Origin of the sequence: Frateuria sp., assembly GCF_035943815.1 — a bacterium.
Taxonomy (GTDB): Bacteria; Pseudomonadota; Gammaproteobacteria; order Xanthomonadales; family Rhodanobacteraceae; genus Frateuria_A.
Genome location: NZ_DASZBU010000006.1, coordinates 32292 through 53325, shown reverse-complemented (window position 1 = coordinate 53325; position 21034 = coordinate 32292). Strand labels below are relative to the sequence as shown.

Sequence of the window (21034 nt, the reverse complement as noted above, 5' to 3'; positions counted from 1 at the left end):
CATGCCTCCGCCGGCGTAGACTGCCGCCACGCTACGGAGGCAAGTGCATGGGCAGCGTCTACGACTTTACCGCGCGCGACATCGAGGGCCATGACCGGTCGCTGGCCGAATGGCGTGGGCGCTGGCTGCTGATCGTCAACGTCGCCTCCAAGTGCGGCTTCACGCCGCAGTACCAGGGCCTGGAGGCGCTGTGGCGGGCTCGCAAGGAGCAGGGCCTGACCGTCCTGGGGTTTCCCTGCGACCAGTTCGGGCACCAGGAGCCCGGCGACGAGCAGCAGATCCGCCAGTTCTGCAGCCTCAACTACGAAGTGAGCTTCCCGCTGTTTTCCAAAGTCGAGGTCAACGGCGGACACGCCCATCCGCTCTATCGCTGGCTCAAGCGCGAGGGCCGGGGCCTGCTCGGCAGCAAGGCGATCAAGTGGAACTTCACCAAGTTCCTGGTCGACCCCGAGGGCCAGGTGGCGCGGCGCTACGCGCCGACCGACACGCCCGAAAAGATCGGCCGCGACCTGGCGGCCAGGCTGGGCACCTGAGCCTCCCGCTTCAGGGTGGGGCCGCGCCGGGCTCGCCCAGCTCGGCCAGCCACACCGCGATGGCATCCACGTCGGCGCTGGCCGGCGTTCCCGCCGGCGGATCGTAGTCGTTGAGCAGGATCGCGAAGGCCAGGTGTTCGCCGGCGGCGCTGGTGACGTAGCCGGCCAGGCCGTTCACGTAGCTCATGCTGCCGGTCTTGGCCTGCACGTTGCCGGCGGCGCGCGTGCCGCGCATGCGTGCGGCCAGCGTGCCGTCGACGCCGGCGATCGGCAGCATGTCGCGGACCAACCCGGCGTCCGGGCCGTTGCCGAGGAAAGCGAGCAAGCGCACCAGCGCATCGGGCGTGGTGAGGTCGCGGCGCGACAGGCCGGTACCTTCGCCGATCAGGCTGGCCGACGGGGGAACGCCGATGCGGTCGAGCAGTTGGCGCAGCGCCTGCAATCCCCAGTCGGCGGAAGTGAGAAAGCCGCCAGGCGCCGCGGCGCCTGCGAAGACCTGCGCGCGCAGGCCGGCCAGTTGCAGGAGGTTCTGCAGGTAGAGGTTCTGCGAGCGCTTCAGGCCCGTGCGCAGGAGCGTTGCAAGCGGTGGCGAAAGCACCTCCGCGAGCACGTGGAGGTCCGCTTGCGACGCATTGCGCGGTTGCGGCCAGCGGCGCACGCGGAGTTCCCCGTCCACGGCGATGTGCAGGCGCCCGAGGGCCTGCAGCAGCTCGGCGCCGGCCACGCGTGCCGGCTCGTCCATCGCCAGGCGGAAGCTGCGCGCCGGAGCCTGCACGGCGATCGTGCCGAAGGCGTGCAGCAGGTCGCTGCCCGGCGCGCGGTAGAGGTTGAGATCGCCGAGCGTTCCCGCTGGCGCGGTCTGCACCCGGGCGTCCAGACGCATCGCGACGGACGGATCGAGGGCGAGCTGCGCCGGCTCGCCGGCACGCGCCGAGGGCGTGACAGTCAGCCGCACCTGATTCTCGTGCACGCCCAGCGCCGAGGCCGGCGCGGCGAAGCTGCTCAGCAGGTCGCTGGCCTCCCAGCCGTCGCCCAGCGGTGGCCCTGAGAAATAGGTGGCGTCGGCGATCAGGTCGCCTCGCACGCGCCGCACGCCGCGCGCGGCCAGTTGCGCGGCCAGCGCGTCGGCCCAGCCGCTGGTGAGCGGGTCGGCGCCGAGCGAGGGGTCGCCCATGCCGTAGAGGACGATCGGCCCGTCCACGCGCCCGCGCCACCCAGGCGCCGGGCCGAGGATGCGTGTGGGAATGCGGTAGCCGGTATCCAGCCCGTTGAGCACCAGCGCGGCGGTGAACAGCTTCGCGGTGGAGGCGGGCATGAACAGCTTGTTTGCGTCGTGTGCGTAGAGCGTGCGGCCGCTGTCGAGGGAAACCACCGCGATGCCCCAGCGGGCGGCGGCGTAGCGCGGCTGTGCGATGAGTGCGTCGATGGCGGCGCGTGTGGCGGCCAGGTCCATCGCGGCGGCCCGCAGCGGAAGCAGGGCCAGGGCGAGCGGCAGGAGCAGGCGCAATGGATTCATGCCCGCAGTATGGCAACCGCGGCGCCACTGCGCAGGCTGGTGTGACGGGGCCTGCACCCCTAGCTGATAGACTGGCTTATCCACCGATCACGAGAACGCCATGCAGATCGCAGACAACACCGTCGCCTCCTTCCACTACACGCTGACCGACGACGAAGGACGCGTCATCGACAGCTCCGAGGGACGCGAGCCGCTGTCCTACCTGCACGGCACCGGGCAGATCGTGCCTGGCCTGGAGAAGGTGATGGCCGGCCGCCAGGCGGGCGACCAGTTCAAGGTCGACGTGTCGCCGGAGGAAGGTTACGGCGTGCGCCACGCCGAGCTGATGCAGGAAGTGCCGCGCGAGGCGTTCCAGGGCGTGGAGGACATCCAGCCCGGCATGCAGTTCCAGGGCCGCGGACCGCAGGGCGTCATCAACGTCACGGTGGTGCGCGTGGAGCCGGACAAGGTGCACATCGACGGCAACCATCCGCTCGCAGGGCAGGCCCTGCATTTCAACGTCGAGGTGACCGACGTGCGCGCGGCCAGCGCGGAAGAGCTCGAACATGGGCACGTGCACGGCCCGGGCGGCCATCATCACTGAGCCGGTACCGGCAAAGGCCGCGGACGTACACGCGGCCTTTTTTCCTTTTCACCAAGGGGAACAGAGATCCGCGCGTGCGCCAATGCCGCTCCGGCGAGAGACCTAGCCGTGGAGTCGATCGGCATCGCCGCGATCAGTACCAATCCAGCAGCGACACGCCCAGGCCCAAGTACGTGGCGTTGTGGTTGTAGTCGATCAGGCTCTCCCCGTAGCCCTTGAACAATTCCACGTAGCCACGCAGGTTGCCGGCCATCGGGAAGCTCCAGCTGAACTGGGCGGCACCGTGGCTGCGGCTGCCGCCGCGCAGGGAATGGCGCAGCAGCAGGCTGAACTCCTGGCCGCCCCATTCCCGCACGATCTGCATCTGGCCCCGGCCGATGTAATCGCTGACGTCCGGGTTGTTGTCGTCAGGACCGCCTTCGGGGATGCGCCACCACGGTCGCAGCATCAGCGTCCAGCCGTCGCGCTCGAAACCGACGTCGGCGACCACCCGGTTCCAGCTGCGCGACAGCGGGTTGGAGCGGCCGTTGGACTGGTGATCGATGCCGATGCCGAGCAGTCGCCCGTCCCAGCCGAACACGTCGTAGTGGGTGTCGAACACCAGCATCGCTTCGGGCTCGTAGTCGGTTTCGCGGAACGGGCGCGAGATGCGGCTGTTGTAGACCTGCCAGCGCGAGGACTGGGTATAGCCCAGCCACAAGTCGCCGGCATCGCCGAACACGCCCTGCCAGAGCTTGGTCTTCAGGCTGAGCTGGAACTTTCCCTCGATGTTCTGCAGCTGCTGCGGCGTGGTCACCGTGTTGAGCGGATTGGGGCTGTGCGGGCTGGCGTTCTGGTTGCTGGTGGCGAACACCGGCAGCACGTAGACCGGCTTGTAGCCGCGCACGTTGAAGGTGCCGAGCTTGGCTTCGGGCGAGAGTTCCCAGCGGCTGTCCAGCAGCGACAGCGGTGCGGCTACCGCTGGCTTGGCCTGGTCGACCACCGCGCGTGCATGGAGGTCGTGGCCGAACACGCTGGGCATCGTGCCTTCGTCCGTGCGCTTTCTGGGCGCCGGCAGGTTGACGCGGCCGGTGGCGTGGTCGTAGCAGGCCAGCCGTTGCGCGTCGCTCTCGATGGCGGTACAGGCGCGGATGTCCATCGGGCTGGGGTTCTGTGCGCGCGCAGCGCAGGCCCATGCGCTGCCGAGCAGCGTGCATGCCACGGTCAGAGTTCGTTTCATGGGGACAGGCTCCGGGTCGCAAGGGGCCAGTCTAGCGACGCGGGTCCGGACCGGTGACAAAAAAAGCCGGCCACTTGGGCCGGCGAGGGGGAGTGTCGGAAAGACTCAGTGCGACTTCCACTGATCGTACTCACGCTGGGTGATACGGCCGTCACGATTGCGGTCGGCGTGGTCGAAATCGTTGGCCAGGGGTGGATAGCTCGCCGCCTCCTTCATGGTGATGAACTTCTTGCCGTTGGCCAGCTGGCTGAAGTCCGGCGTCGGGCCGGTGTCGGGTGCCGGCGGCATCGAGGACTTGAATTCCACGTTGGCGCCTGCGCCGGCGCTGTTCATGCCGCCGTGATCGTTCATTCCGCCCTGAGGGCTCATTCCGCCTTGGTTGTCCACGCCGCCCTGGGGATTGGCGCCCTTCATGCCTTGGTCCATCTGGCCGGCGGGCGGCGGGGGCGCGCTGGAGGCCGGCGGCGGCATGGTCTGCTGCATGCCCTGGCTGGTCGGCGGCGCGGGTTGCGTATCGGCCGGATTCGGCTGCGGCGGCGGTGTCGGCGGCATCGTCGACTGCGGCGAGCCCGGCGGCATGGGCGCGGTCGGCGGCGGAGGCGCGGGATTGGTCGGGCTCGGCGGCGGCATCGGCTGGTTCTGCGCCAGCAGCGCGCCGGACAACAGCAGCGAGCCGGTTGCCAGGGCGAACAGCAGTGGCTTGCGGGGTTTCATCATTGATACTCCATGCCAGAATGCGGGAGCGCGCGCACAGGCAATCGATAGGCTGCCGCGCTTCCGGCACGCTAACAAACGGTTTGTAAATGCCGCCTCACACTGCGCGACAGGGTTGCGTGAAGCCACCACCGCCGTTGCCCGCCATTCCGTCCGCTTCCGTGCCGCTGAATCCGGCTCAGGCGCGCCGGCTGCACCTGGCCGCGCAGGGCCTGTTGCGCCCGCCCGCGCGACGCGCTCGCCCGGCCGACGTGGTGGCGGCGATCGAGCGCATGCGCCTGCTGCAGATCGACTCGATCCACGTGGTGGCGCGCAGCCCCTACCTGGTGCTGCATTCCCGTCTGGGCGACTACGACAGCTCCTGGCTGGACCGGGCGTTGGCGCAGGGGCGCATTGCCGAGTGCTGGGCGCACGAAGCCTGCTTCGTCCCCGCGGCGGACCTGCCGCTGCACCGTGCCTGGCGCGAGCGCGGCGCGCACTGGGCACATCGACATGCCGAGCGGATGCACCGTGACCATCGCGCGCAGATGGACGACTTGCTCGAGCGCATCCGGACTTCCGGCCCGGTGCGCGCGGCCGATTTTCCGCGCGCGGACCGCGGCGCCAGCGGCTGGTGGGAATGGAAGCCGGAGAAGCGCTGGCTGGAGGCCTGGTTCGCGCTGGGCGAACTGATGGTTCCGCGGCGCGAGCGCTTCCAGCGCGTCTATGACCTGGCCGAGCGCGTGCTGGCCGGGCTCGACCCGCGGTTCGTGCCGAGCGAACTGGACAAAGAGGGCTTGCGTCGGCGCTTTGTCCTGGACAGCGTACGTGCGCTGGGCATTACGCAGGCGCGCTGGATCGCCGACTACTACCGGCTCAAGCCTGCGGTGGGCGAGGCGGAGCTGGCGCCGCTGGTCGCCACGGGCGAGTTGCTGGTGGTGCCGGTGCGCGGTTGGGACAGGCCCGGCTACGTGCATCGGGAGCATGCGCCGCTGTTGGCGATGGCGCAGTCGGGCCGGCTGCGGGCGACCTATACCACCGTGCTCTCGCCGTTCGATCCGCTGGTGTGGGATCGCGCCCGTGCCCAGGCCATGTTCGATTTCGAGTACGCGATCGAGTGCTACACGCCGGCCCACCGGCGGCGCTACGGGTACTTCGTCCTGCCGCTGTTGTCGCGCGGCAGCCTGGTCGGTCGGCTGGATGCCAAGGCGCACCGGGACGAGGGCGTGTTCGAGGTCAAGGCGCTGTTCCTGGAGCCTGGCCAGGCAATCGCGCCGCGCCTGGTGGCAGACCTTGCCGAAGCGATTGCGCGCGCCGCAAGTTGGCACGGTACGCCCACGGTCCACCTCGAGCGCACCGAACCCGCGGCGCTGGCGCGCGCCTTGCGTTCGCACTGGAAGGTATCCGGCGCATCGCGCTAGGGGCGATCGCGGCGACTGCGCCGACCGGCGCTAGGGATTCCCCCCGGACTGGCTGCTCGGCGCGGCTGGGCTGCCTGCGCAGGATTTCCCGTGCAAGGCCTCGCGCAACTGGCTGGCCAGCGAATTGCAGCGGGCCGCCAGGTTGGGGCGGATCTGCGGATCCTGCGAGTCGCGCAACAGGCTGGTGCGCATGGCCTCGTAACGGGCCTGGATCTGGTCGGGCTTGTAGATCGCTGCGGCGCGATGGCAGGCCACATAGCTGGCCAGGTAGTCATCACAGGCAGGGATGCCGGTGTTTTCCGGCAATTCGGTGGCCGGTTCGGTGGTGGCGCCGGCATGGCGTCCGCTGCGCGGGGCGCGGACCTGGCCATTGCGTTCACCCGCCTGTGTACCTGGCTGCGGCTGGCTTTCGGGTGCCGCCTGCGGACGGCTACCGGTGGCCGTGGCGGGGCGGGCGGGGTGGCTGGCGCATCCGGCCAGCAGCAGGCCGGCACCTAGCAGGAGGACGGTCAGGCGCGGAAGGTCGGGCTTCATGGCTTTTGGATTTCCTCAGGCAACACGGTTGCCGATGCGCTGGCGGTCTGGACACTAGACAAACGGCCTCGTGAAGAAAATCTGAAATCCGACCGGTCGCGGAACCGGCCCGCCTGTTCAGCTTGGCGGTCGCGCCGGCATTCGGTACCGGCTATCATGCGTCCACTGTGTTTGCCGGGGTCACCAGAGTTTTGTGGCCCGATGCCGCCGATCACGATCTGCGCTTCATCGATTCACCCCTAGGTTTTCCTTGCACACCAGTAAGTCGGCCCCGCATGTTGCGGCGGTCGAGTCTCTATCCTACGGAGTGTTTCATGTCTGATCGTCAGATGGGTATCGTCAAGTGGTTCAATGACGCCAAGGGCTTCGGCTTCATCAGCCGCGACAACGGCCCGGACGTATTCGTCCATTTCCGCGCCATCAGCGGTACCGGCTTCAAGAGCCTGCAGGAAGGCCAGAAGGTGAGCTTCAAGGTCGTGCAGGGCCAGAAGGGCCTGCAGGCCGACGAGGTCCTCCCGGCCTAAAGCGGTTTGCCGCAAAAGCCTAGAAAGCCGGGCAGCGATGCCCGGCTTTTTTTATGCCGCCAGGCGGGCCATTGGACATGGATTGCTTTTACCTAAATTCCGTTATGCTTGAGCCACTGTGTCTGCTCGGTCCACGTGCGTGCCCCGAGGCCGGATTCCCTAATCACGCCTCGCTCCACCCGCTCCCTGCATGCCCAGTAAGCCGTCGGCCAAAGGGGAGGTCGACTTGTCTCAGCATCGTGCAGAACGGAGTGAGTCATGTCGGATCGTGAAATTGGCACCGTCAAATGGTTCAACGACGCCAAGGGTTTCGGCTTCATCAGCCGGGAGAGTGGCCCCGACGTCTTCGTGCATTTCCGCGCCATTAGCGGAACGGGCTTCAAGAGCCTGAAGGAAGGCCAGAAGGTGAGCTTCAAGGTGGTGCAGGGCCAGAAGGGCCTGCAGGCCGACGAAGTCGCTCCTGCCTGAGGGCAGAGCGAACGTTTGCCAAAGGCCGGCGCAAGCCGGCCTTTTTTGTGGGTACGCCGCCGCTTCGCTTAGCCTGTGTCCTTTGGGCGGAGAGCCGATGGAAGCCACCCGGGACGAACCGGCGCGCACGGTGCGCGCAACCGCGGGCGACGGTGCGACCAGCCAGCTGCTGCTGGTCGGTCCGCCCGATGCATCGCGTTGGCTGTACTGGCTACCGGCGATGGGCGTGCCGGCGAAGCACTACCTGCCACTGGCGCAGGCGCTGGCCGCTCGGGGCACGGCGGTGGCGCTGCATGAGTGGCGCGGCAACGGTTCCAGCGACCGGCGCGCGGGCCGCGGCCAAAACTGGGGCTACCGCACGCTGCTGGGCGAAGATCTTCCAGCCGGACTCGCCGCCGCGCGCGCGACATGGCCGCAGGCGCCTTGCTGGATGGGTGGCCACAGCCTGGGCGGCCAATTGGCGGCGGCGTATGTCGGCATGCAACCGGAACAGGCGGCGGGGCTGGTGCTGGTGGCGAGTGGCGCGCCCTACTGGCGCAGATTCCGCCACGCCTGGTTGATCGGCGCCGCCTACGTGGCGGCGCCGGCGCTGGCCGACGCGTTCGGCCATTTCCCGGGACGGCGAATCGGCTTCGGCGGCAACGAGGCGCGCGGCGTGATCCGCGACTGGGCGCGCAGCGGGCGTACCGGCCGCTATGCGGTGCAAGGTTTGGGCGACCTGGAAGTGGGCATGGCGAGCTTCGGCGGCGCGGTGCTCGCATTGCGCCTGCGCGACGACTGGCTGGGCCCGGCTGCATCGCTGGAGTGGCTGCTCGGCAAGCTGCCCGGCGCGCAGGTTACGCGCGAGCTTCTGACGCCCCAGGATCTGCAGGCGAAGGCCGACCACTTCAGCTGGATGAAAGCGCCCCAGTCGGTGGCCGCACGCATCGCCGATTGGCTGGACCGCGCCTCGTAGAAAATTGCGGACAAGGCGCAGCCGTTTGCAGCGCGGCCGAGGCGGGTACTGTGATGCCCTGGCGCCGCGGGCGGTGTGGACTGCCGTGCGGACAGGGTCATAATGCTGCACCGCCATCCGGGAGGCTGCCATGTCCGCGTCGAACCGCCTGCGCCTGAACCTGCTCGGTCCTGTCCCTCCCCACGCACGCATGCCGGATCGTCCAGGGCTCGGACAGATCCTGCTGGCGCTCGCGATGATCGGGCTCGGTGTGCGTGGATGCATTTACGGCGATCTCGCCGGCGTGTGGCAGCACCTGCCGGTCGCGCACCTCTCGGCCGAGGCCGCCATCGCGCCGGCGGTCGCCGTGCTGGAGCTGGCCTGTGGGCTTGGCCTGCTGATACGCCGCATGGCGACGATGGCCGCCGTCATGCTGGTCGTGCTGCTTGCATTGTGGACGCTGCTGCTGAAGCTGCCGGGCCTGGTCGCGATGCCCGGCATGGAGGCGGCCTGGCTGGGCGTGGCCGAGGTCGGCCTGATCCTTGCCGGCGGCTGGACGCTGATGGCGCTGCACGGTCGACGCCCGGGCGGCAGTCGCGGGGCGCGGCTGCTGTTCGCGCTTTCGCTGCTGCCGATCGGGCTGGCGCATTTCGTCTATGCGCCGCAGACGGTCGCGCTGATGCCTGCATGGCTGCCCTGGCACCTGGGCTGGGCCTGGTTCACCGGTTCGGCCAGCCTGGTGGCCGCCGCGGCGGTGATGCTCGGCTTGCTGCCGCGCCTGGCTGTGGCGCTGGAGGCGGCGATGCTGAGCATCATCACGCTCGTCATCTGGCTTCCGCGCCTGCTCGCCGCGCCGGGCAACGACAATTGGACGGCCTTCCTGATGTCCTCGGCGATCGCCTGCGGCGCATGGGCCGTGCTGGACGGCTACCGTGACGCGCCCCTGTGGGCCGTGGCCAGGCCCTTGCCGCTGGTGCCGCAGCCCCTTTCGCAGCAAGCCTGACGTCCGGTCAGCGCGTCACGCCCGATGCGTCCTTCGCCACAGGCTCTTGAAGGATCGCCCGCGTGTCGTCATTTCGTGGGCTCTTTCTTGCAGGATCGCCGCGTGGAACTGTTCTCTCCCTTCGCACAGCGCAGCCTGACCCTGCGCAACCGCATCGTCGTCTCGCCGATGTGCCAGTACTCGGCCACTGATGGCTTGCCGGATGACTGGCACCTCGTGCACCTGGGCAGCCGTGCCGTCGGCGGTTCGGCGGCGGTGGTCGCCGAGGCGACCTCGGTATCACCCGAGGGGCGCATCTCGCCCGGCGACACCGGCATCTGGAACGAGGCGCAAGCCGAGGCTTGGCGCCCGATCGCCGCCTTCATCCGCAGCCAGCACGCGGTAGCCGGCGTGCAGCTCGCGCATGCCGGGCGCAAGGCCAGCGCACGCGCGCCCTGGGAGGGTGGTGGCCCGCTGTCGGCGGGGCAGGGTGCATGGCCCACCGTGGCGCCTTCGGCGATCGCATTCGATGAAGGCTGGCACGTGCCGCAGGCGCTGGACGAGGCTGGCTTGCGCAAGGTCGTGGCGGACTTCCGCGCCGCCGCACAGCGAGCGCTGGAGGCCGGCTTCGAGCTGATCGAGGTGCACGCGGCGCACGGCTACCTGCTGCACCAGTTCCTATCGCCGCTCAGCAACCACCGCAAGGATGCCTACGGCGACAGCTTCGAAAACCGCACGCGGCTGTTGCGCGAGGTGTTGGCGGCGGTGCGCGAGGTGTGGCTGGAGCGGTTGCCGCTGTGGTTGCGCGTCTCCGCGACGGACTGGGCCGAGGGCGGCTGGGACGTCGAGCAGAGCGTGCAGCTGGCGCGCGAGGTCAAGCCGTTGGGCGTGGACCTCATCGATGTGTCCAGCGGTGGGCTGGTGTCGCACGTGAGGATCCCCGTCGGCCCCGGCTACCAGGTGCCCTTTGCAGCGCGGCTCCGCCGCGAGGCGGGCATCGCCACCGGCGCCGTGGGTCTCATCACCGATGCGGCGCAGGCCGCCAGCATCGTCGAAGAAGGGCAGGCGGACCTGGTGCTGATCGCCCGCGAGAGCCTGCGCGATCCGTACTTTCCGCGTCGCGCCGCGCAGGAGCTGGGAGCATCGCTGGTGGCACCGGTGCAGTACCGGCGCGCCTGGTAGCGCCGGAACCTTGAATCGGGCATGCCGGCGGCGCACGCTTGGGCTTACCGTCTGCCGGGCGTTCCGCCGCCATGACCGAGTTCACCAGCTTCCGCCAGTTCTATCCGTTCTATCTGAACGAGCATCGCCATCCCGCCTGCCGTCGGCTCCATTTCGCCGGCAGCACGCTGGTGTTGCTGGTGATCGTGGTGGCGATCGCGACGCGCGATGCGCGCTGGCTGTGGCTCGCGCCGCTGGCGGGCTACGGTTTCGCCTGGGTCGGCCATTTCGCGTTCGAGAAGAACCGCCCTGCCACCTTCCGCCACCCGCTCTACAGCCTGGCCGGGGACTGGGTGATGTACTGGCAGATCCTGCGTCGCCGGCAGCGCATGTAGCGCTCAGGCGCCCAGCGCCTGGTCCTGCTCGCTCAGCCAGTCACGGGTGTCCACCAGCGCTGCAGCGCTGGCAACACCATGTAACCGGTCAGGTGCAGCGCGGCGTTGCCGAGACATGGGTCCAGAGGAATCGGTACGCCGGCATGAACATGCAGCCGAGCAGGCACATCATCGGCTGCGAATAGCGCCGCCGCCACACCCGACGGAGCCTCGATCCGCGGCTGCGCAGAGCGGGGCCCGTCCTTGGCATCGTCATGGCATCCGGCCGCGGGGCGGAGCCTAACGGTACTGCTGGTGGCAGGACTGGCAGGCATCACCGACCGGCTTGATCGCCTGGGCCAGTGCGGCGCAATCGGTGGGGTGGGCCTGTACCGCGCCCTGCAGCGCGGTGCGCAGGCGGCCGGCGTGGTCGACGAAATCCTGTTCCGCGCCCGGGAACGCGTCGGCGATATCGGCCGAGGTCGACTGCAGGCGCAGCAGATGATCGTTCACCTGCGCCGCGTCGCACTGCTTGGCTTTCACCGACTGGCTCAGCGCGCCCATGTGATGGCCCATCACAGTCATCACCGCATGCGGCATGGGATTGCGGCTGCCCAGCGCCTTCATGGCGAACACGGTGCCGAGGGCCCCGATGACCAGGCCGAGCAGGATAAGCAACGCGGAACGTGCATTCATGAGGGGCCGCCGTCTGAATTGGAACGCCCAGAATACCGAAGCGCCGCGCTCTTTCGTAGCCGTAAAATGAGCTTTTCCCGCGTAGGAAACCGCACGTGATGGAAGGCAGTCTGCACCCCGCCCACCGGCGGTCCGCATGAGCGGCCCGCATTACCCGGTCGAGCGTTTCGAGGGCGTGGAACGCCTGTACGGGCGCGGCACGATCGAGCGCCTGATGAGTGCCCACGTCTGCGTGATCGGCATCGGCGGGGTCGGCTCCTGGGCGGTCGAGGCGTTGGCGCGCAGCGGCGTGGGGCGCCTGACCCTGATCGACGCAGACGAGGTCTGCGTGTCCAACACCAATCGCCAGCTGCACGCGCTGGACGGGCAGTGGGGCAAGCCCAAGGTGGGTGTAATGGCCGAGCGCGCCCATGCGATCAACCCGCGCATCCGGCTCGAGGCGATCGAGCGCTTCCTCACCACCGCCACGCTGGACGAACTGCTGGACCGCGGCTACGACGTGGTGCTGGATGCCTGCGATGCCTTCCGCGTCAAGCTGGAGGCGATCGCCTGGTGCCGGCGGCGCAAGCTGCCGATGGTGACGGTCGGCTCGGCCGGCGGGCGCACCGATCCGACGCAGATCCGCGTGCGCGACCTGTCCCGCACCGAGCATGATGCGATGTTCAGCCTGATCCGCAAAAAACTTCGCCAGGATTTCAATTTTCCGCGCAACCCGGACCGCTACTTCGGCGTGTCAGCGGTCTATTCGCTGCAGAACGTGCAATACCCGCAGCCGGATGGCTCGGTCTGTGGCCTGCGCCCGCCCGGCGGTGACTCCCTCAACCTGGCCTGCGGCGGCGGCCTGGGCGCAGGCACGCACGTCACCGGCGCGTTTGCCTTCGCGGCGGTCGGCAAGGTGCTGGAGAAGCTGCTCGAGAAGTAGCCCCGAATCCGGGCGGAGTGGCGCGGGAGGATGCTTGCCTCTGGGGAAGAGGATCGATGTGAGGAGTCGGGGGATCGGTGGTCGATCAAGGGCGCGCCCGTACGCGGCTGGCCGGCAAGAACGGATCTCGCTCCAACGCTCTCCCTGGAGGGGAGAGGGGCAAAAACTACCAGCCCATGTAGTGCCCGCCGTTGATCGCCAGGTTCGCACCGGTGATCCAGCTGGCTTCGTCGGTGGTGAAGAACGCCACCGCATGCGCGATTTCCTCGGGCCTGCCCAGCCGCCCGATCGGAATCTGCGCCACGATCTTCTCGCGCACTTCCTCGGGTACCGCCATCACCATGTCGGTGCCTACATAGCCTGGCGACACGGTGTTGACGGTGATGCCGAACTTCGCGTTTTCCTGCGCCAGCGAGATCGTGAAGCCGTGCATGCCGGCCTTGGCCGCGGCGTAGTTCGCTTGGCCGTACTGGCCCTTCTGGCCGTTGATGGAACTGATCTGCACGATGCGGCCCCACTTGCGCGCTCGCATGCCTTCGATCACCGGGCGGGTAACATTGAAGCAGGCGTTCAAGTTGGTGTTCACCACCTCGGTCCACTGCTGGTAGCTCATCTTGTGGAAGGTGGTGTCGCGGGTGATGCCGGCATTGTTGACCAGGATGTCGACCGGGCCGCATTCCTCTTCCACCGCGCGCACCATCGCTTCGGCGTCGACCGGGTCTGCCACGTCGCCGCGCACCATGCATACCTCGATGCCTTCGGCCGCCATCGCGGTGCGCCAAGCGTCGGCCTTGGCCGCGTCGCGGTAGTTGGTGGCGACCCGATGCCCCTGGCGCGCCAGGTAGCGGACGATGGCGGTGCCGATGCCGCCGGTACCACCGGTAACCAGTGCGGTGCGTGGATTCATTGCGAAGGTTCCCGAATCAGGGCGGCGACTGATGGCATGTATACCCCAAGTTTGTGACACCTGCCGTGGGCGGCGCGCCTGAAATCACGCCGGACGCGTCGCCGCATGCGGCAGGCACGCCGGCTCGAACCCGTCGAGCGCGGCCGCCAGCAGCGTCTGCGGGGTGGACGCCGTCGCGGACGTCTGGACGTCCAGGAACGCCAGCGCACGGCGCAACGCAGGCAGCGGATCAGCCGGGTCCACCGGATGCGCCCGTTCGGACTTCGACAGCTTGTGCCCCCCGGCGTCCAGCGCCAGCGGCAGATGGCGATAGGCGGGGGCGGGCAACGACAGGCAACGCTGCAGCCAAATCTGCCGGGGCGTGGCGTCGAGCAGATCGTTGCCACGCACCACTTCGGTGATGTCCTGGAAGGCGTCGTCCACCACGCAGGCGAGGTGATAGGCGTAGAAGCCTTCGACCCGGCGGATCACGAAGTCGCCGGCTTCGTCGCGAAGGTTCTGCTGCTGCCGGCCCTGCAACGCGTCGTCGAAGGCGACCGTCATGTCCGGCACGCGCAGCCGCCAGGCCGGCGGACGCTGCGGTTGTGGGCGCGCGATGCAATGTCCGTCGCGATGGATCCCTCCCGCTTCGGCCAACTGCGCCCGGCTGCACCAGCAGGGAAAGACCAGGTCGGCTGCCTGCAGGCGTTCGAACGCCTCGTCGTAGGCCGCCCGCCGCTGCGACTGGAACAACGGCGGCGCATCGGCCGCCAGCCCGAACGCCGGCAGCGCCGCCAGGATCGCCTGCGCCGAGCCCGCCACTTCGCGCGGCGGGTCGATGTCCTCCACCCGCAGCAGCCATTGGCCGCCCGCGTGGCGGGCGCAGAGCCAGCTGCCCACCGCGGCCACCAGCGAGCCGAAGTGCAGCAGGCCGGTGGGAGAAGGGGCGAAGCGGCCGCGGTAGTCCATGCGGGGGATTTTAAGGGGCTGCGCGAGCCGTCAGGTTCACTCGACCGAAACGCCCTTGGCGCGAGCATCACTTATCCCGGGCAGGATACTCCCGCAGGAGGTTTCCAATGGCCACTCCCGTCCAGGCTCACGACGACCCGCGCGAACACACCCGCAAGATCAAGGGCATGCTGCGCGAGGCGATGGACCACGTCCGCCAGGACGTGCCCAAGGTGTCCGATCCGAAGGCGCAGGCCTTGTTCGAGACTTCGGCCGAAGTGCTGGGCGGCCTGATCACTGCCTACGAGCACTTCGAACAACGCAGCGAGGATGCCTGGCGCTGAGCCGGGCCGTCGCGAATGACATCGCGGGGTCCGATCTGCGGCGACGCGGCCAACCCAGGACGCCGCCGCTGGATGGAAAGCGCAGGCGCCGCCCTGGCCGGCGTGGCCGCCATGCCGCTGGCCGCCCTGGCCGACGGGCAGAAATCCACCGACGTGCTCGCCGTGGAGGACCTCATGCGCGAGCACGGCGTGTTGCGCCGGGCCCTGCTGGTGTATGCCCGGGCGGCCAGCCTGCTTCAGCAGCGGCAGGCGATTCCGGTCCAGCCCCTGCGTCGGACCGCCGAACTGTTCCGCCGTTTCGGCGAGGATTACCACGAGCACGCGCTGGAGGAGGCGCACGTGTTTCCCGCCGTGGTCGCGGCCGGCGGCCCACCGGTGACGATTTGCCGCACCCTGCTGGCGCAGCATCGACGCGGCCGGCAGATCACCGATTACGTCCTGGCGGTCGGCGCCACCGGCATCGGCCGTTCCGCGATGGCGCCGCTGGCCGGTGCGCTGGCCGGACTGGTGCGCATGTACCAGCACCACACCGCGATCGAGGATACGGTGGTCTTTCCCGCCTGGAAACGGACACTTGCGCCGGCGCGCTACAGCGAGCTGTCCGAGCAGTTCGAGGCGCTGGAAAAGCGCATGTTCGGCCATGACGGCTTCGAGGACGCGGTCGGCCGTATCGGCGCCATCGAACAGGCCTTCGGGCTGGCCGATCTCGCCGCGCTGACCGCCCCGCCACCGCCCCCGATCCACCCGCGCTGAGCCGCGCCGCGCCGGCACGCCAGCCCGGCCCGGGCTCTTGAAACTAATGAACGCCGCCCCGAGTCTCAGCCCGTGGCGCGAGCCGCTTTTTTTTCATGACTGCCAAAGAGACAGCCGTGCGTCGAATCGTCCTTTTCCTTGCCACCAACATCGCCGTGCTCCTGCTGCTGAGCATCGTCTGCCGGATCTTCGGCATCGACCAGTGGGCCGCTGCCCACGGCTACGGCGGCATGACCGGATTGCTCGTGTATGCTGCCGTGTTCGGCATGGGCGGCGCCTTCATCTCGCTGGCGATGTCCAAGACCATCGCCAAGTACTCAACCGGCGCGCAGGTGATCGAGCAGCCGCGCAACGAGACCGAGCGCTGGCTGCTGGACACCGTGCGCCGCCACGCGCAGAACGCCGGCATCGGCATGCCCGAGGTGGCCATCTACGACGCACCGGAGATGAACGCTTTCGCCACAGGCATGAGCAAGAACAGCTCGCTGGTGGCGGTCAGTTCCGGTCTGCTGCAGCAGATGGACCGCGAGCAGGTGTCTGCCGTGCTCGGCCACGAGATCGGCCACGTCGCCAACGGCGACATGGTCACCCTGACCCTGATCCAGGGCGTGCTAAACACGCTGGTGATCCTGGCGGCGCGCGTGGTCGGCAACCTGGTCGACAGCTGGCTCTCCGGCGGGCGCGACAATCGCGGCGGCAGCGGCATCGGCTATTTCGTCACCGTGATGGTGCTGCAGGTAGTGTTCGGCCTGTTCGCCTCGATGATCGTGGCGGCCTTCTCGCGCTGGCGCGAGTTCCGCGCCGACCGCGCCGGCGCGCAGTTCGCCGGCCGCGGCGCCATGATCTCCGCGCTGCAGCGGCTCCAGGGCGACCACGGCGAAACCACGCTGCCCAAGGCCATGGCCGCCTTCGGCATCTCCGGGCACATGGCCGCCGGCCTGCAACGCCTGTTCATGAGCCACCCGCCGCTGGACGAGCGCATCGCTGCGCTGCAGGCGGCTCGATAAGCAAAGGGCAATGCCGCTCCGGGCGGTCGCCCTTTCTATCCGGGCGTCACTTCCGCGAAAGCGGGGATCCATTTGCTCTTGGGCGGCTCAGGGCGACATGGACTCCCGTTTTCGCGGGATGACGCCAGGACAAACCAAACACGCAAGCCACGGAAACTCCACGCATGAACGCATCCACTGAAACCCGCAAGTTCGAAGCCGAAGTCGCCCAGGTGCTGCACCTGGTCACCCACTCGCTCTACTCGCACAAGGAGATCTTCCTGCGGGAGCTGATCTCCAACGCCTCCGACGCCTGCGACAAGCTGCGCTTCGAGTCGATCGCCCACCCGGAGCTGCTGGCCGGCGAGGGCGAGCTGCACATCGATGTGAGCTGGGACGAAAAAGAGCGCACCGTCACCGTGCGCGACAACGGCATCGGCATGAGCCGCGACGAGGTGGTGGCGAATATCGGAACGATCGCAAGTTCGGGCACGCGCCGCTTCCTCGAAGCCATGAGCGGCGAGCAGAAGGCCGACGCGCGCCTGATCGGCCAGTTCGGCGTGGGCTTCTACTCGGCCTTCGTGGTTGCCGACAAGGTCACCGTGCTGACCCGCCGCGCGGATTCGCCCAACGGCGAGGGGGTGAAGTGGGAGAGCGACGGCAAGGGCGAGTACTCGCTGGAGCCGGTCGAGCTCGGCGAGCGCGGCACCACGGTGATCCTGCACCTGAAGGCCGACGAGGACGAGTTCCTGAAGCGCTGGCAGCTGGCCTCGCTGATCCGCAAGTACTCCGACCACGTCGCCTTCCCGATCCGCATGCCGAAGGAGGAAGAGGGCAAGTCCACCGGAGAGTGGGAAACGGTCAACGACGCCGGCGCCCTGTGGACCAAGCCGAAAGCCGAGATCAGCGACGAGGACTACATCAGCTTCTACAAGTCGCTCGGCCACGACTTCAACGACCCGCTGGCCTGGACGCACAACCGCGTCGAGGGAAGCCAGAGCTTCACCACGCTGCTCTACCTCCCGGCGCAGCCGCCGTTCGACCTGATGATGGGCGGACGCGACGAGCGCAAGGGGCTGAAGCTCTACATCAAGCGCGTCTTCATCATGGATGCGGCCGAGGAACTGCTGCCCAACTACCTGCGCTTCGTGCGCGGCGTGGTCGACGCAGACGACCTGCCGCTAAACGTCAGCCGCGAGATCCTGCAGCACAACCGCCAGCTCGACCGGATCAAGGCCGCCTGCGTCAAGCGCGTGCTCGATCTCATCGAAAAGCTCGCCAAGGACGAGCCGGAGAAGTTCGCCACCTTCTACAAGGCCTTCGGCAATACGCTCAAGGAAGGCATCGGCGAGGACGCCAACAACCGCGAGCGCATTGCCAAGCTGCTGCGCTATGCCTCCACCAAGAGCGAGGGCGCCGGCCAGACGGTCAGCTTCGACGACTACATCGGCCGCATGAAGGTCGGCCAGGATGCGATCTGGTACATCACGGCCGACAGCTACACCGCCGCCGCGGGCAGCCCGCAGCTGGAGGCCTTCAAGGCCAGGGACATCGAGGTGCTGCTGATGTCCGACCGCATCGACGAATGGATGCTCGGCTCGCTGAGCGAGTACGACGGCAAGAAGCTCAAGAGCGTGGCCAAGGGCGAGGTGCCCCTGGACGAGGCCGACAAGAAGAAGCAGGAGGAAACCACCAAGGCAGCCGAGCCCCTGCTAAAGAAACTGAAGGACTTGCTGGGCGACCGCGTCAGCGACGTCAAGGTTTCCGCGCGCCTCACCGACAGCCCGTCGTGCCTGGCCCTGTCGGACTACGAGATGGCTCCGCACCTGGCGCGCCTGCTGCGCGAGGCCGGCCACGACATGCCCGAGTCCAAGCCGACGCTGGAGATCAACCCGGCGCATCCGCTGGTCAAGCGAGTGGAGACCGAGGCCGACGAGGCCAAGGCGCGCGACCTGGCCACGCTGCTGCTGGAGCAGGCGGAGATCGCAGCCGGCGCGCCGCTGCCCGACCCGGCGGGCTTCGTGCAGCGAATGAACCGTGTGCTGCTCGGCTGAAGCCCCAGCGCGGCGTTGAAAGGAAAAGGCCCGTCATCCGGCGGGCCTTTTCCTTGCGCGGCTCCGTGGCGCTCGGTCAGGCCAGGCCGCGGGCTTGCAGAAAGGCCAGCGCCTCGGCCGCGTCCTGCTCGAACCAGGCCTGCGTCGAACCCAGCCGGAAGCTGTAGCCCCAGGCGTCCATGTCGGCCATCAGCCGCGCACGGCCGACGCCCGCGAGCTCGTCGGCGAGCAGGATCTGCAGGTAGCAGGTGGCGTCTTCCTCTTCCACCGAATCGGTGGCGTCGGTGTGCACCTGGGCACGGCGTTCGGGCGTCAGCACCAGCAGGTGACAGGCCTCGTGCAGCAGCGAGTGCACGGGCGTGTCGTCGCGCGCGTAGACGGCCGTGCCGATGATGCCGGCCTCCTCGTCGCCCCAGTAGCTGCCGGGAATCGGGTCGCCGGCGGGCACGCGGTGCAGCGACAGGCCGAGGCGCGAGAGCAGGGCGGCGGGCGCCGCGTAGCCGATGTCGACCAGGCGCAGGACGGTGGGAGCGTTCATGGGTACACGGGGCCTTCGGCCCACCGCTTCGGTGGCGCAAGGCGGGCCGAAGCCCGCCTGCAGTTTACGGCGTGGCCGTCTTGCCCTCCGGCAAGGCGACCGACAGCTCCAGCACCTCGTGTCCGCTGTCGCGCTCGACGTTGATGTTGATCGCCTCGATGTCGACGTGGACGTACTTCTTGATCACCTCGAGCAGCTCGTTGCGCAGCAGTGGCAGGTAATCCGGCGCGCCGCGGGTGGAGCGCTCCTGCGCCACGATGATGCGCAGGCGTTCCTTGGCGACCGAGGCGGTGGGTTCCGGCTTGCGCTTCAGGAAATCCAGGATGCCCATCACGATCAACCTCCGAATACGCGCTGGAGAAAGCCCTTCTTGGCCACTTCGGTGAAGCGCAGGGGACGATCCTCGCCGAGGATGCGCGCGACCGTGTCGCGGTAAGCCTGGCCGGCGTTGGAGTTTTCGTCCAGGATCACCGGCACGCCGGCGTTGGAGGCGGCCAGCACGTTCTCCGATTCCGGGATCACGCCGACGACCAGGATGCCGAGGATTTCCTCCACGTCCTTGACGCTGAGCATCTCGCCCAGCGCCACGCGCGCGGGGTTGTAGCGGGTCAGCAGCAGGTGCTGGGTGATCGGGCCTTCGCCGCGCTCGGCACGGCGGGTCTTGCTGGAGAGCAAGCCCAGGATTCGGTCGGAGTCGCGCACCGAGGAGACCTCGGGATTGACCACCACCACTGCGTGATCGGCGAAGTACATCGCCAGGTGCGCGCCCTTCTCGATGCCGGCGGGCGAATCGCAGACGATGTAGTCGAAGCCTTCGTTGGAGAGGTCGTTGAGCACCTTCTCCACGCCTTCCTGGGTCAGCGCGTCCTTGTCGCGGGTCTGGCTGGCAGCCAGCACGAACAGGTTCTCGTGGCGCTTGTCCTTGATCAGCGCCTGCTTGATGGTGGCCTCGCCGTTGACGACGTTGACGAAGTCGTACACCACGCGGCGTTCGCAGCCCATGATCAGGTCGAGGTTGCGCAGGCCGACGTCGAAGTCGATCACCGCGACCTTCTTGCCCGCCATCGCCAGGCCGTTGGCCAGCGAGGCGCTCGTGGTGGTCTTGCCGACGCCGCCTTTGCCGGACGTGACGACGATAATCTCAGCGCTCAAGGGCTCTTCTCCGGTAATGCTCTGCAGGTGGGAATCGCCGGTCACAGCCGGGCGATCATCAATTTTTCACCATCGAGCCAGCATTGCACAGCCTGGCCTTCGAGGTCTTTGGGGATCTGTTCAAACACGCGGTAGTGGCCGGCGATGGCCACCAGTTCGGCACGGAAGTCGGACACGTAGATGCGCGCCTTCTCGTCCCCCTGGGCACCGGCCATGGCGCGGCCGCGCAGCCCGCCGTAGACATGGATGGAGCCGTCGGCGATGACCTCGGCGCCGTTGGCGATGGCGCCGGTGACCACCAGATCGCGGTCGCGCGCGTAGACCTGCTGGCCCGAGCGCACCGCGCCATCGTGATGCTGCGCGCCCAGCGCGGCGCCGGCGGGTGCGGCGGCGTGGACCGGGTCGCGCGCCGGCTCGGGGCGCGGTGCCGGCGCGGCGGCCGGTGCCGGCGTGGGCGACGCGATGCTGCCGCCGTCGGCCGGTTCGTAGGCGGCGCGGAACTTGGCGATCAGCGGCAGGCCCATGCGCTGGGCCAGCGCCTCAGTGGCGCTGGTGCCGTAGGCCAGGCCGACCGGCAGCATGCCGGCGCTGCGCACGGCCTCGAGCAGGGCGTCGACGGTGCCATCGTCGGGCAGGTCGGGCAGGTGCGACAGGTCCAGCACCACGGCGGCGCGGGAGAACAACTGCGGCGCCGAGCGCACGCGGCGCTCGAGCTCCTCGCACAGCGCGGCGGCGTCGACACGGCGCACGCGCACGCAGGCTATGCCGACCTGGCCGAAGCGCAGGTCGCAGGCATCAGAACTGATATCCATC

Annotated in this window: 25 protein-coding genes; 14 read left to right on the top strand and 11 right to left on the bottom strand. The window is 68.5% G+C overall.

The features are described from left to right. Positions 1-47: 47 nt before the first annotated feature. A complete protein-coding gene (locus VGU65_RS03695; RefSeq protein ID WP_327472995.1) occupies positions 48-533 on the top strand; it encodes a glutathione peroxidase in 486 nt (161 codons plus the stop codon). Between the two features lie 10 nt (positions 534-543). On the opposite strand, the gene dacB is transcribed toward VGU65_RS03695, so the two are convergent. After that, positions 544-2049 (bottom strand): D-alanyl-D-alanine carboxypeptidase/D-alanyl-D-alanine endopeptidase, encoded by a 1506-nt coding sequence (gene dacB / locus VGU65_RS03690; RefSeq protein ID WP_327472994.1) that lies wholly within the window; start codon positions 2047-2049, stop codon positions 544-546. 100 nt (positions 2050-2149) lie between these two features. Between dacB and VGU65_RS03685 the strand changes: the two genes are divergently transcribed. Continuing rightward, positions 2150-2632: an FKBP-type peptidyl-prolyl cis-trans isomerase gene (locus VGU65_RS03685; protein WP_327472992.1), complete on the top strand. Its 483-nt coding sequence runs from the start codon at positions 2150-2152 to the stop codon at positions 2630-2632. 133 nt (positions 2633-2765) lie between these two features. On the opposite strand, the gene VGU65_RS03680 is transcribed toward VGU65_RS03685, so the two are convergent. Beyond that, positions 2766-3851, bottom strand: coding sequence for a phospholipase A (locus tag VGU65_RS03680; RefSeq protein ID WP_327472990.1), 1086 nt, complete (start codon positions 3849-3851; stop codon positions 2766-2768). A 105-nt stretch (positions 3852-3956) separates the two neighbouring features. Then, the gene (locus VGU65_RS03675; protein ID WP_327472988.1) at positions 3957-4565 is read right to left on the bottom strand and encodes a hypothetical protein; all 609 of its coding nucleotides are present in this window, start codon (positions 4563-4565) and stop codon (positions 3957-3959) included. Between the two features lie 119 nt (positions 4566-4684). Here VGU65_RS03675 and VGU65_RS03670 point away from each other — a divergent pair, with 119 nt between their 5' ends. Continuing rightward, entirely contained in the window at positions 4685-5965 is a 1281-nt protein-coding gene (locus VGU65_RS03670; protein ID WP_327472986.1) for a winged helix-turn-helix domain-containing protein, read from the top strand. A 30-nt stretch (positions 5966-5995) separates the two neighbouring features. Here VGU65_RS03670 and VGU65_RS03665 read toward each other — a convergent pair whose 3' ends face one another. Further along, positions 5996-6499 carry a hypothetical protein gene (locus tag VGU65_RS03665; RefSeq protein WP_327472984.1) on the bottom strand — a complete coding sequence of 168 codons (504 nt, stop codon included), beginning with the start codon at positions 6497-6499 and terminating at the stop codon, positions 5996-5998. Between the two features lie 314 nt (positions 6500-6813). On the opposite strand from VGU65_RS03665, the gene VGU65_RS03660 reads away from it, so the two are divergent. The 6 genes from VGU65_RS03660 (at position 6814) to VGU65_RS03635 (ending at position 10963) form a co-directional block, all read left to right on the top strand. Beyond that, positions 6814-7023 (top strand): cold-shock protein, encoded by a 210-nt coding sequence (locus VGU65_RS03660; RefSeq protein ID WP_291193960.1) that lies wholly within the window; start codon positions 6814-6816, stop codon positions 7021-7023. Positions 7024-7281: 258 nt separating this feature from the next. Beyond that, positions 7282-7491 (top strand): cold-shock protein, encoded by a 210-nt coding sequence (locus VGU65_RS03655; RefSeq protein ID WP_091333775.1) that lies wholly within the window; start codon positions 7282-7284, stop codon positions 7489-7491. Between the two features lie 97 nt (positions 7492-7588). After that, a complete protein-coding gene (locus VGU65_RS03650; RefSeq protein ID WP_327472965.1) occupies positions 7589-8446 on the top strand; it encodes an alpha/beta hydrolase family protein in 858 nt (285 codons plus the stop codon). Between the two features lie 130 nt (positions 8447-8576). Further along, positions 8577-9428: a hypothetical protein gene (locus VGU65_RS03645; RefSeq protein WP_327472963.1), complete on the top strand. Its 852-nt coding sequence runs from the start codon at positions 8577-8579 to the stop codon at positions 9426-9428. A gap of 102 nt (positions 9429-9530) precedes the next feature. Beyond that, on the top strand, positions 9531-10589 hold the full coding sequence (locus VGU65_RS03640; protein WP_327472961.1) for an NADH:flavin oxidoreductase/NADH oxidase: 1059 nt from the start codon (positions 9531-9533) through the stop codon (positions 10587-10589). Positions 10590-10660: 71 nt separating this feature from the next. Then, on the top strand, positions 10661-10963 hold the full coding sequence (locus VGU65_RS03635; protein WP_327472959.1) for an Mpo1-like protein: 303 nt from the start codon (positions 10661-10663) through the stop codon (positions 10961-10963). A gap of 279 nt (positions 10964-11242) precedes the next feature. On the opposite strand, the gene VGU65_RS03630 is transcribed toward VGU65_RS03635, so the two are convergent. Further along, positions 11243-11638, bottom strand: coding sequence for a cytochrome c (locus VGU65_RS03630; RefSeq protein ID WP_327472957.1), 396 nt, complete (start codon positions 11636-11638; stop codon positions 11243-11245). A gap of 136 nt (positions 11639-11774) precedes the next feature. On the opposite strand from VGU65_RS03630, the gene VGU65_RS03625 reads away from it, so the two are divergent. Further along, positions 11775-12560 carry a tRNA threonylcarbamoyladenosine dehydratase gene (locus VGU65_RS03625; RefSeq protein WP_327472955.1) on the top strand — a complete coding sequence of 262 codons (786 nt, stop codon included), beginning with the start codon at positions 11775-11777 and terminating at the stop codon, positions 12558-12560. Between the two features lie 166 nt (positions 12561-12726). On the opposite strand, the gene phbB is transcribed toward VGU65_RS03625, so the two are convergent. Both phbB and gluQRS read right to left on the bottom strand, forming a co-directional pair. Next, the gene (gene phbB, locus VGU65_RS03620) at positions 12727-13467 is read right to left on the bottom strand and encodes an acetoacetyl-CoA reductase (RefSeq protein ID WP_327472953.1); all 741 of its coding nucleotides are present in this window, start codon (positions 13465-13467) and stop codon (positions 12727-12729) included. An 84-nt stretch (positions 13468-13551) separates the two neighbouring features. Beyond that, a complete protein-coding gene (gene gluQRS, locus VGU65_RS03615; RefSeq protein WP_327472951.1) occupies positions 13552-14415 on the bottom strand; it encodes a tRNA glutamyl-Q(34) synthetase GluQRS in 864 nt (287 codons plus the stop codon). A 107-nt stretch (positions 14416-14522) separates the two neighbouring features. Between gluQRS and VGU65_RS03610 the strand changes: the two genes are divergently transcribed. The 4 genes from VGU65_RS03610 to htpG all read left to right on the top strand — a co-directional run bounded on the left by VGU65_RS03610 (position 14523) and on the right by htpG (position 18531). Then, the gene (locus VGU65_RS03610; protein WP_327472949.1) at positions 14523-14738 is read left to right on the top strand and encodes a hypothetical protein; all 216 of its coding nucleotides are present in this window, start codon (positions 14523-14525) and stop codon (positions 14736-14738) included. Between the two features lie 72 nt (positions 14739-14810). Continuing rightward, positions 14811-15491: a hemerythrin domain-containing protein gene (locus VGU65_RS03605; protein ID WP_327472947.1), complete on the top strand. Its 681-nt coding sequence runs from the start codon at positions 14811-14813 to the stop codon at positions 15489-15491. 116 nt (positions 15492-15607) lie between these two features. Then, entirely contained in the window at positions 15608-16498 is an 891-nt protein-coding gene (gene htpX / locus VGU65_RS03600; protein ID WP_327472946.1) for a protease HtpX, read from the top strand. A 164-nt stretch (positions 16499-16662) separates the two neighbouring features. Then, entirely contained in the window at positions 16663-18531 is a 1869-nt protein-coding gene (htpG, locus tag VGU65_RS03595) for a molecular chaperone HtpG (protein WP_327472945.1), read from the top strand. A gap of 76 nt (positions 18532-18607) precedes the next feature. On the opposite strand, the gene VGU65_RS03590 is transcribed toward htpG, so the two are convergent. The 4 genes from VGU65_RS03590 to minC all read right to left on the bottom strand — a co-directional run bounded on the left by VGU65_RS03590 (position 18608) and on the right by minC (position 21033). Further along, positions 18608-19069 carry a hypothetical protein gene (locus VGU65_RS03590; RefSeq protein ID WP_327472944.1) on the bottom strand — a complete coding sequence of 154 codons (462 nt, stop codon included), beginning with the start codon at positions 19067-19069 and terminating at the stop codon, positions 18608-18610. Between the two features lie 64 nt (positions 19070-19133). After that, the gene (gene minE, locus VGU65_RS03585; RefSeq protein WP_327473257.1) at positions 19134-19400 is read right to left on the bottom strand and encodes a cell division topological specificity factor MinE; all 267 of its coding nucleotides are present in this window, start codon (positions 19398-19400) and stop codon (positions 19134-19136) included. A 5-nt stretch (positions 19401-19405) separates the two neighbouring features. After that, a complete protein-coding gene (gene minD, locus VGU65_RS03580; protein ID WP_327472943.1) occupies positions 19406-20221 on the bottom strand; it encodes a septum site-determining protein MinD in 816 nt (271 codons plus the stop codon). Between the two features lie 41 nt (positions 20222-20262). Beyond that, complete coding sequence (gene minC / locus VGU65_RS03575; protein WP_414655790.1) at positions 20263-21033, bottom strand: septum site-determining protein MinC; 771 nt, start codon at positions 21031-21033, stop codon at positions 20263-20265. Position 21034: the final 1 nt, after the last annotated feature.

Excerpts from the sequence above, each read along its gene's own strand:
- VGU65_RS03695 (WP_327472995.1), top strand. The coding sequence starts at position 48 with ATGGGCAGCGTCTACGACTTTACCGCGCGCGACATCGAGGGCCATGAC.
- dacB (WP_327472994.1), bottom strand. The coding sequence starts at position 2,049 with ATGAATCCATTGCGCCTGCTCCTGCCGCTCGCCCTGGCCCTGCTTCCG.
- VGU65_RS03685 (WP_327472992.1), top strand. The coding sequence starts at position 2,150 with ATGCAGATCGCAGACAACACCGTCGCCTCCTTCCACTACACGCTGACC.
- VGU65_RS03680 (WP_327472990.1), bottom strand. The coding sequence starts at position 3,851 with ATGAAACGAACTCTGACCGTGGCATGCACGCTGCTCGGCAGCGCATGG.
- VGU65_RS03675 (WP_327472988.1), bottom strand. The coding sequence starts at position 4,565 with ATGAAACCCCGCAAGCCACTGCTGTTCGCCCTGGCAACCGGCTCGCTG.
- VGU65_RS03665 (WP_327472984.1), bottom strand. The coding sequence starts at position 6,499 with ATGAAGCCCGACCTTCCGCGCCTGACCGTCCTCCTGCTAGGTGCCGGC.
- VGU65_RS03660 (WP_291193960.1), top strand. The coding sequence starts at position 6,814 with ATGTCTGATCGTCAGATGGGTATCGTCAAGTGGTTCAATGACGCCAAG.
- VGU65_RS03655 (WP_091333775.1), top strand. The coding sequence starts at position 7,282 with ATGTCGGATCGTGAAATTGGCACCGTCAAATGGTTCAACGACGCCAAG.
- VGU65_RS03650 (WP_327472965.1), top strand. The coding sequence starts at position 7,589 with ATGGAAGCCACCCGGGACGAACCGGCGCGCACGGTGCGCGCAACCGCG.
- VGU65_RS03645 (WP_327472963.1), top strand. The coding sequence starts at position 8,577 with ATGTCCGCGTCGAACCGCCTGCGCCTGAACCTGCTCGGTCCTGTCCCT.
- VGU65_RS03635 (WP_327472959.1), top strand. The coding sequence starts at position 10,661 with ATGACCGAGTTCACCAGCTTCCGCCAGTTCTATCCGTTCTATCTGAAC.
- VGU65_RS03630 (WP_327472957.1), bottom strand. The coding sequence starts at position 11,638 with ATGAATGCACGTTCCGCGTTGCTTATCCTGCTCGGCCTGGTCATCGGG.
- VGU65_RS03625 (WP_327472955.1), top strand. The coding sequence starts at position 11,775 with ATGAGCGGCCCGCATTACCCGGTCGAGCGTTTCGAGGGCGTGGAACGC.
- phbB (WP_327472953.1), bottom strand. The coding sequence starts at position 13,467 with ATGAATCCACGCACCGCACTGGTTACCGGTGGTACCGGCGGCATCGGC.
- gluQRS (WP_327472951.1), bottom strand. The coding sequence starts at position 14,415 with ATGGACTACCGCGGCCGCTTCGCCCCTTCTCCCACCGGCCTGCTGCAC.
- VGU65_RS03610 (WP_327472949.1), top strand. The coding sequence starts at position 14,523 with ATGGCCACTCCCGTCCAGGCTCACGACGACCCGCGCGAACACACCCGC.
- VGU65_RS03605 (WP_327472947.1), top strand. The coding sequence starts at position 14,811 with ATGGAAAGCGCAGGCGCCGCCCTGGCCGGCGTGGCCGCCATGCCGCTG.
- htpG (WP_327472945.1), top strand. The coding sequence starts at position 16,663 with ATGAACGCATCCACTGAAACCCGCAAGTTCGAAGCCGAAGTCGCCCAG.
- VGU65_RS03590 (WP_327472944.1), bottom strand. The coding sequence starts at position 19,069 with ATGAACGCTCCCACCGTCCTGCGCCTGGTCGACATCGGCTACGCGGCG.
- minE (WP_327473257.1), bottom strand. The coding sequence starts at position 19,400 with ATGGGCATCCTGGATTTCCTGAAGCGCAAGCCGGAACCCACCGCCTCG.
- minC (WP_414655790.1), bottom strand. The coding sequence starts at position 21,033 with ATGGATATCAGTTCTGATGCCTGCGACCTGCGCTTCGGCCAGGTCGGC.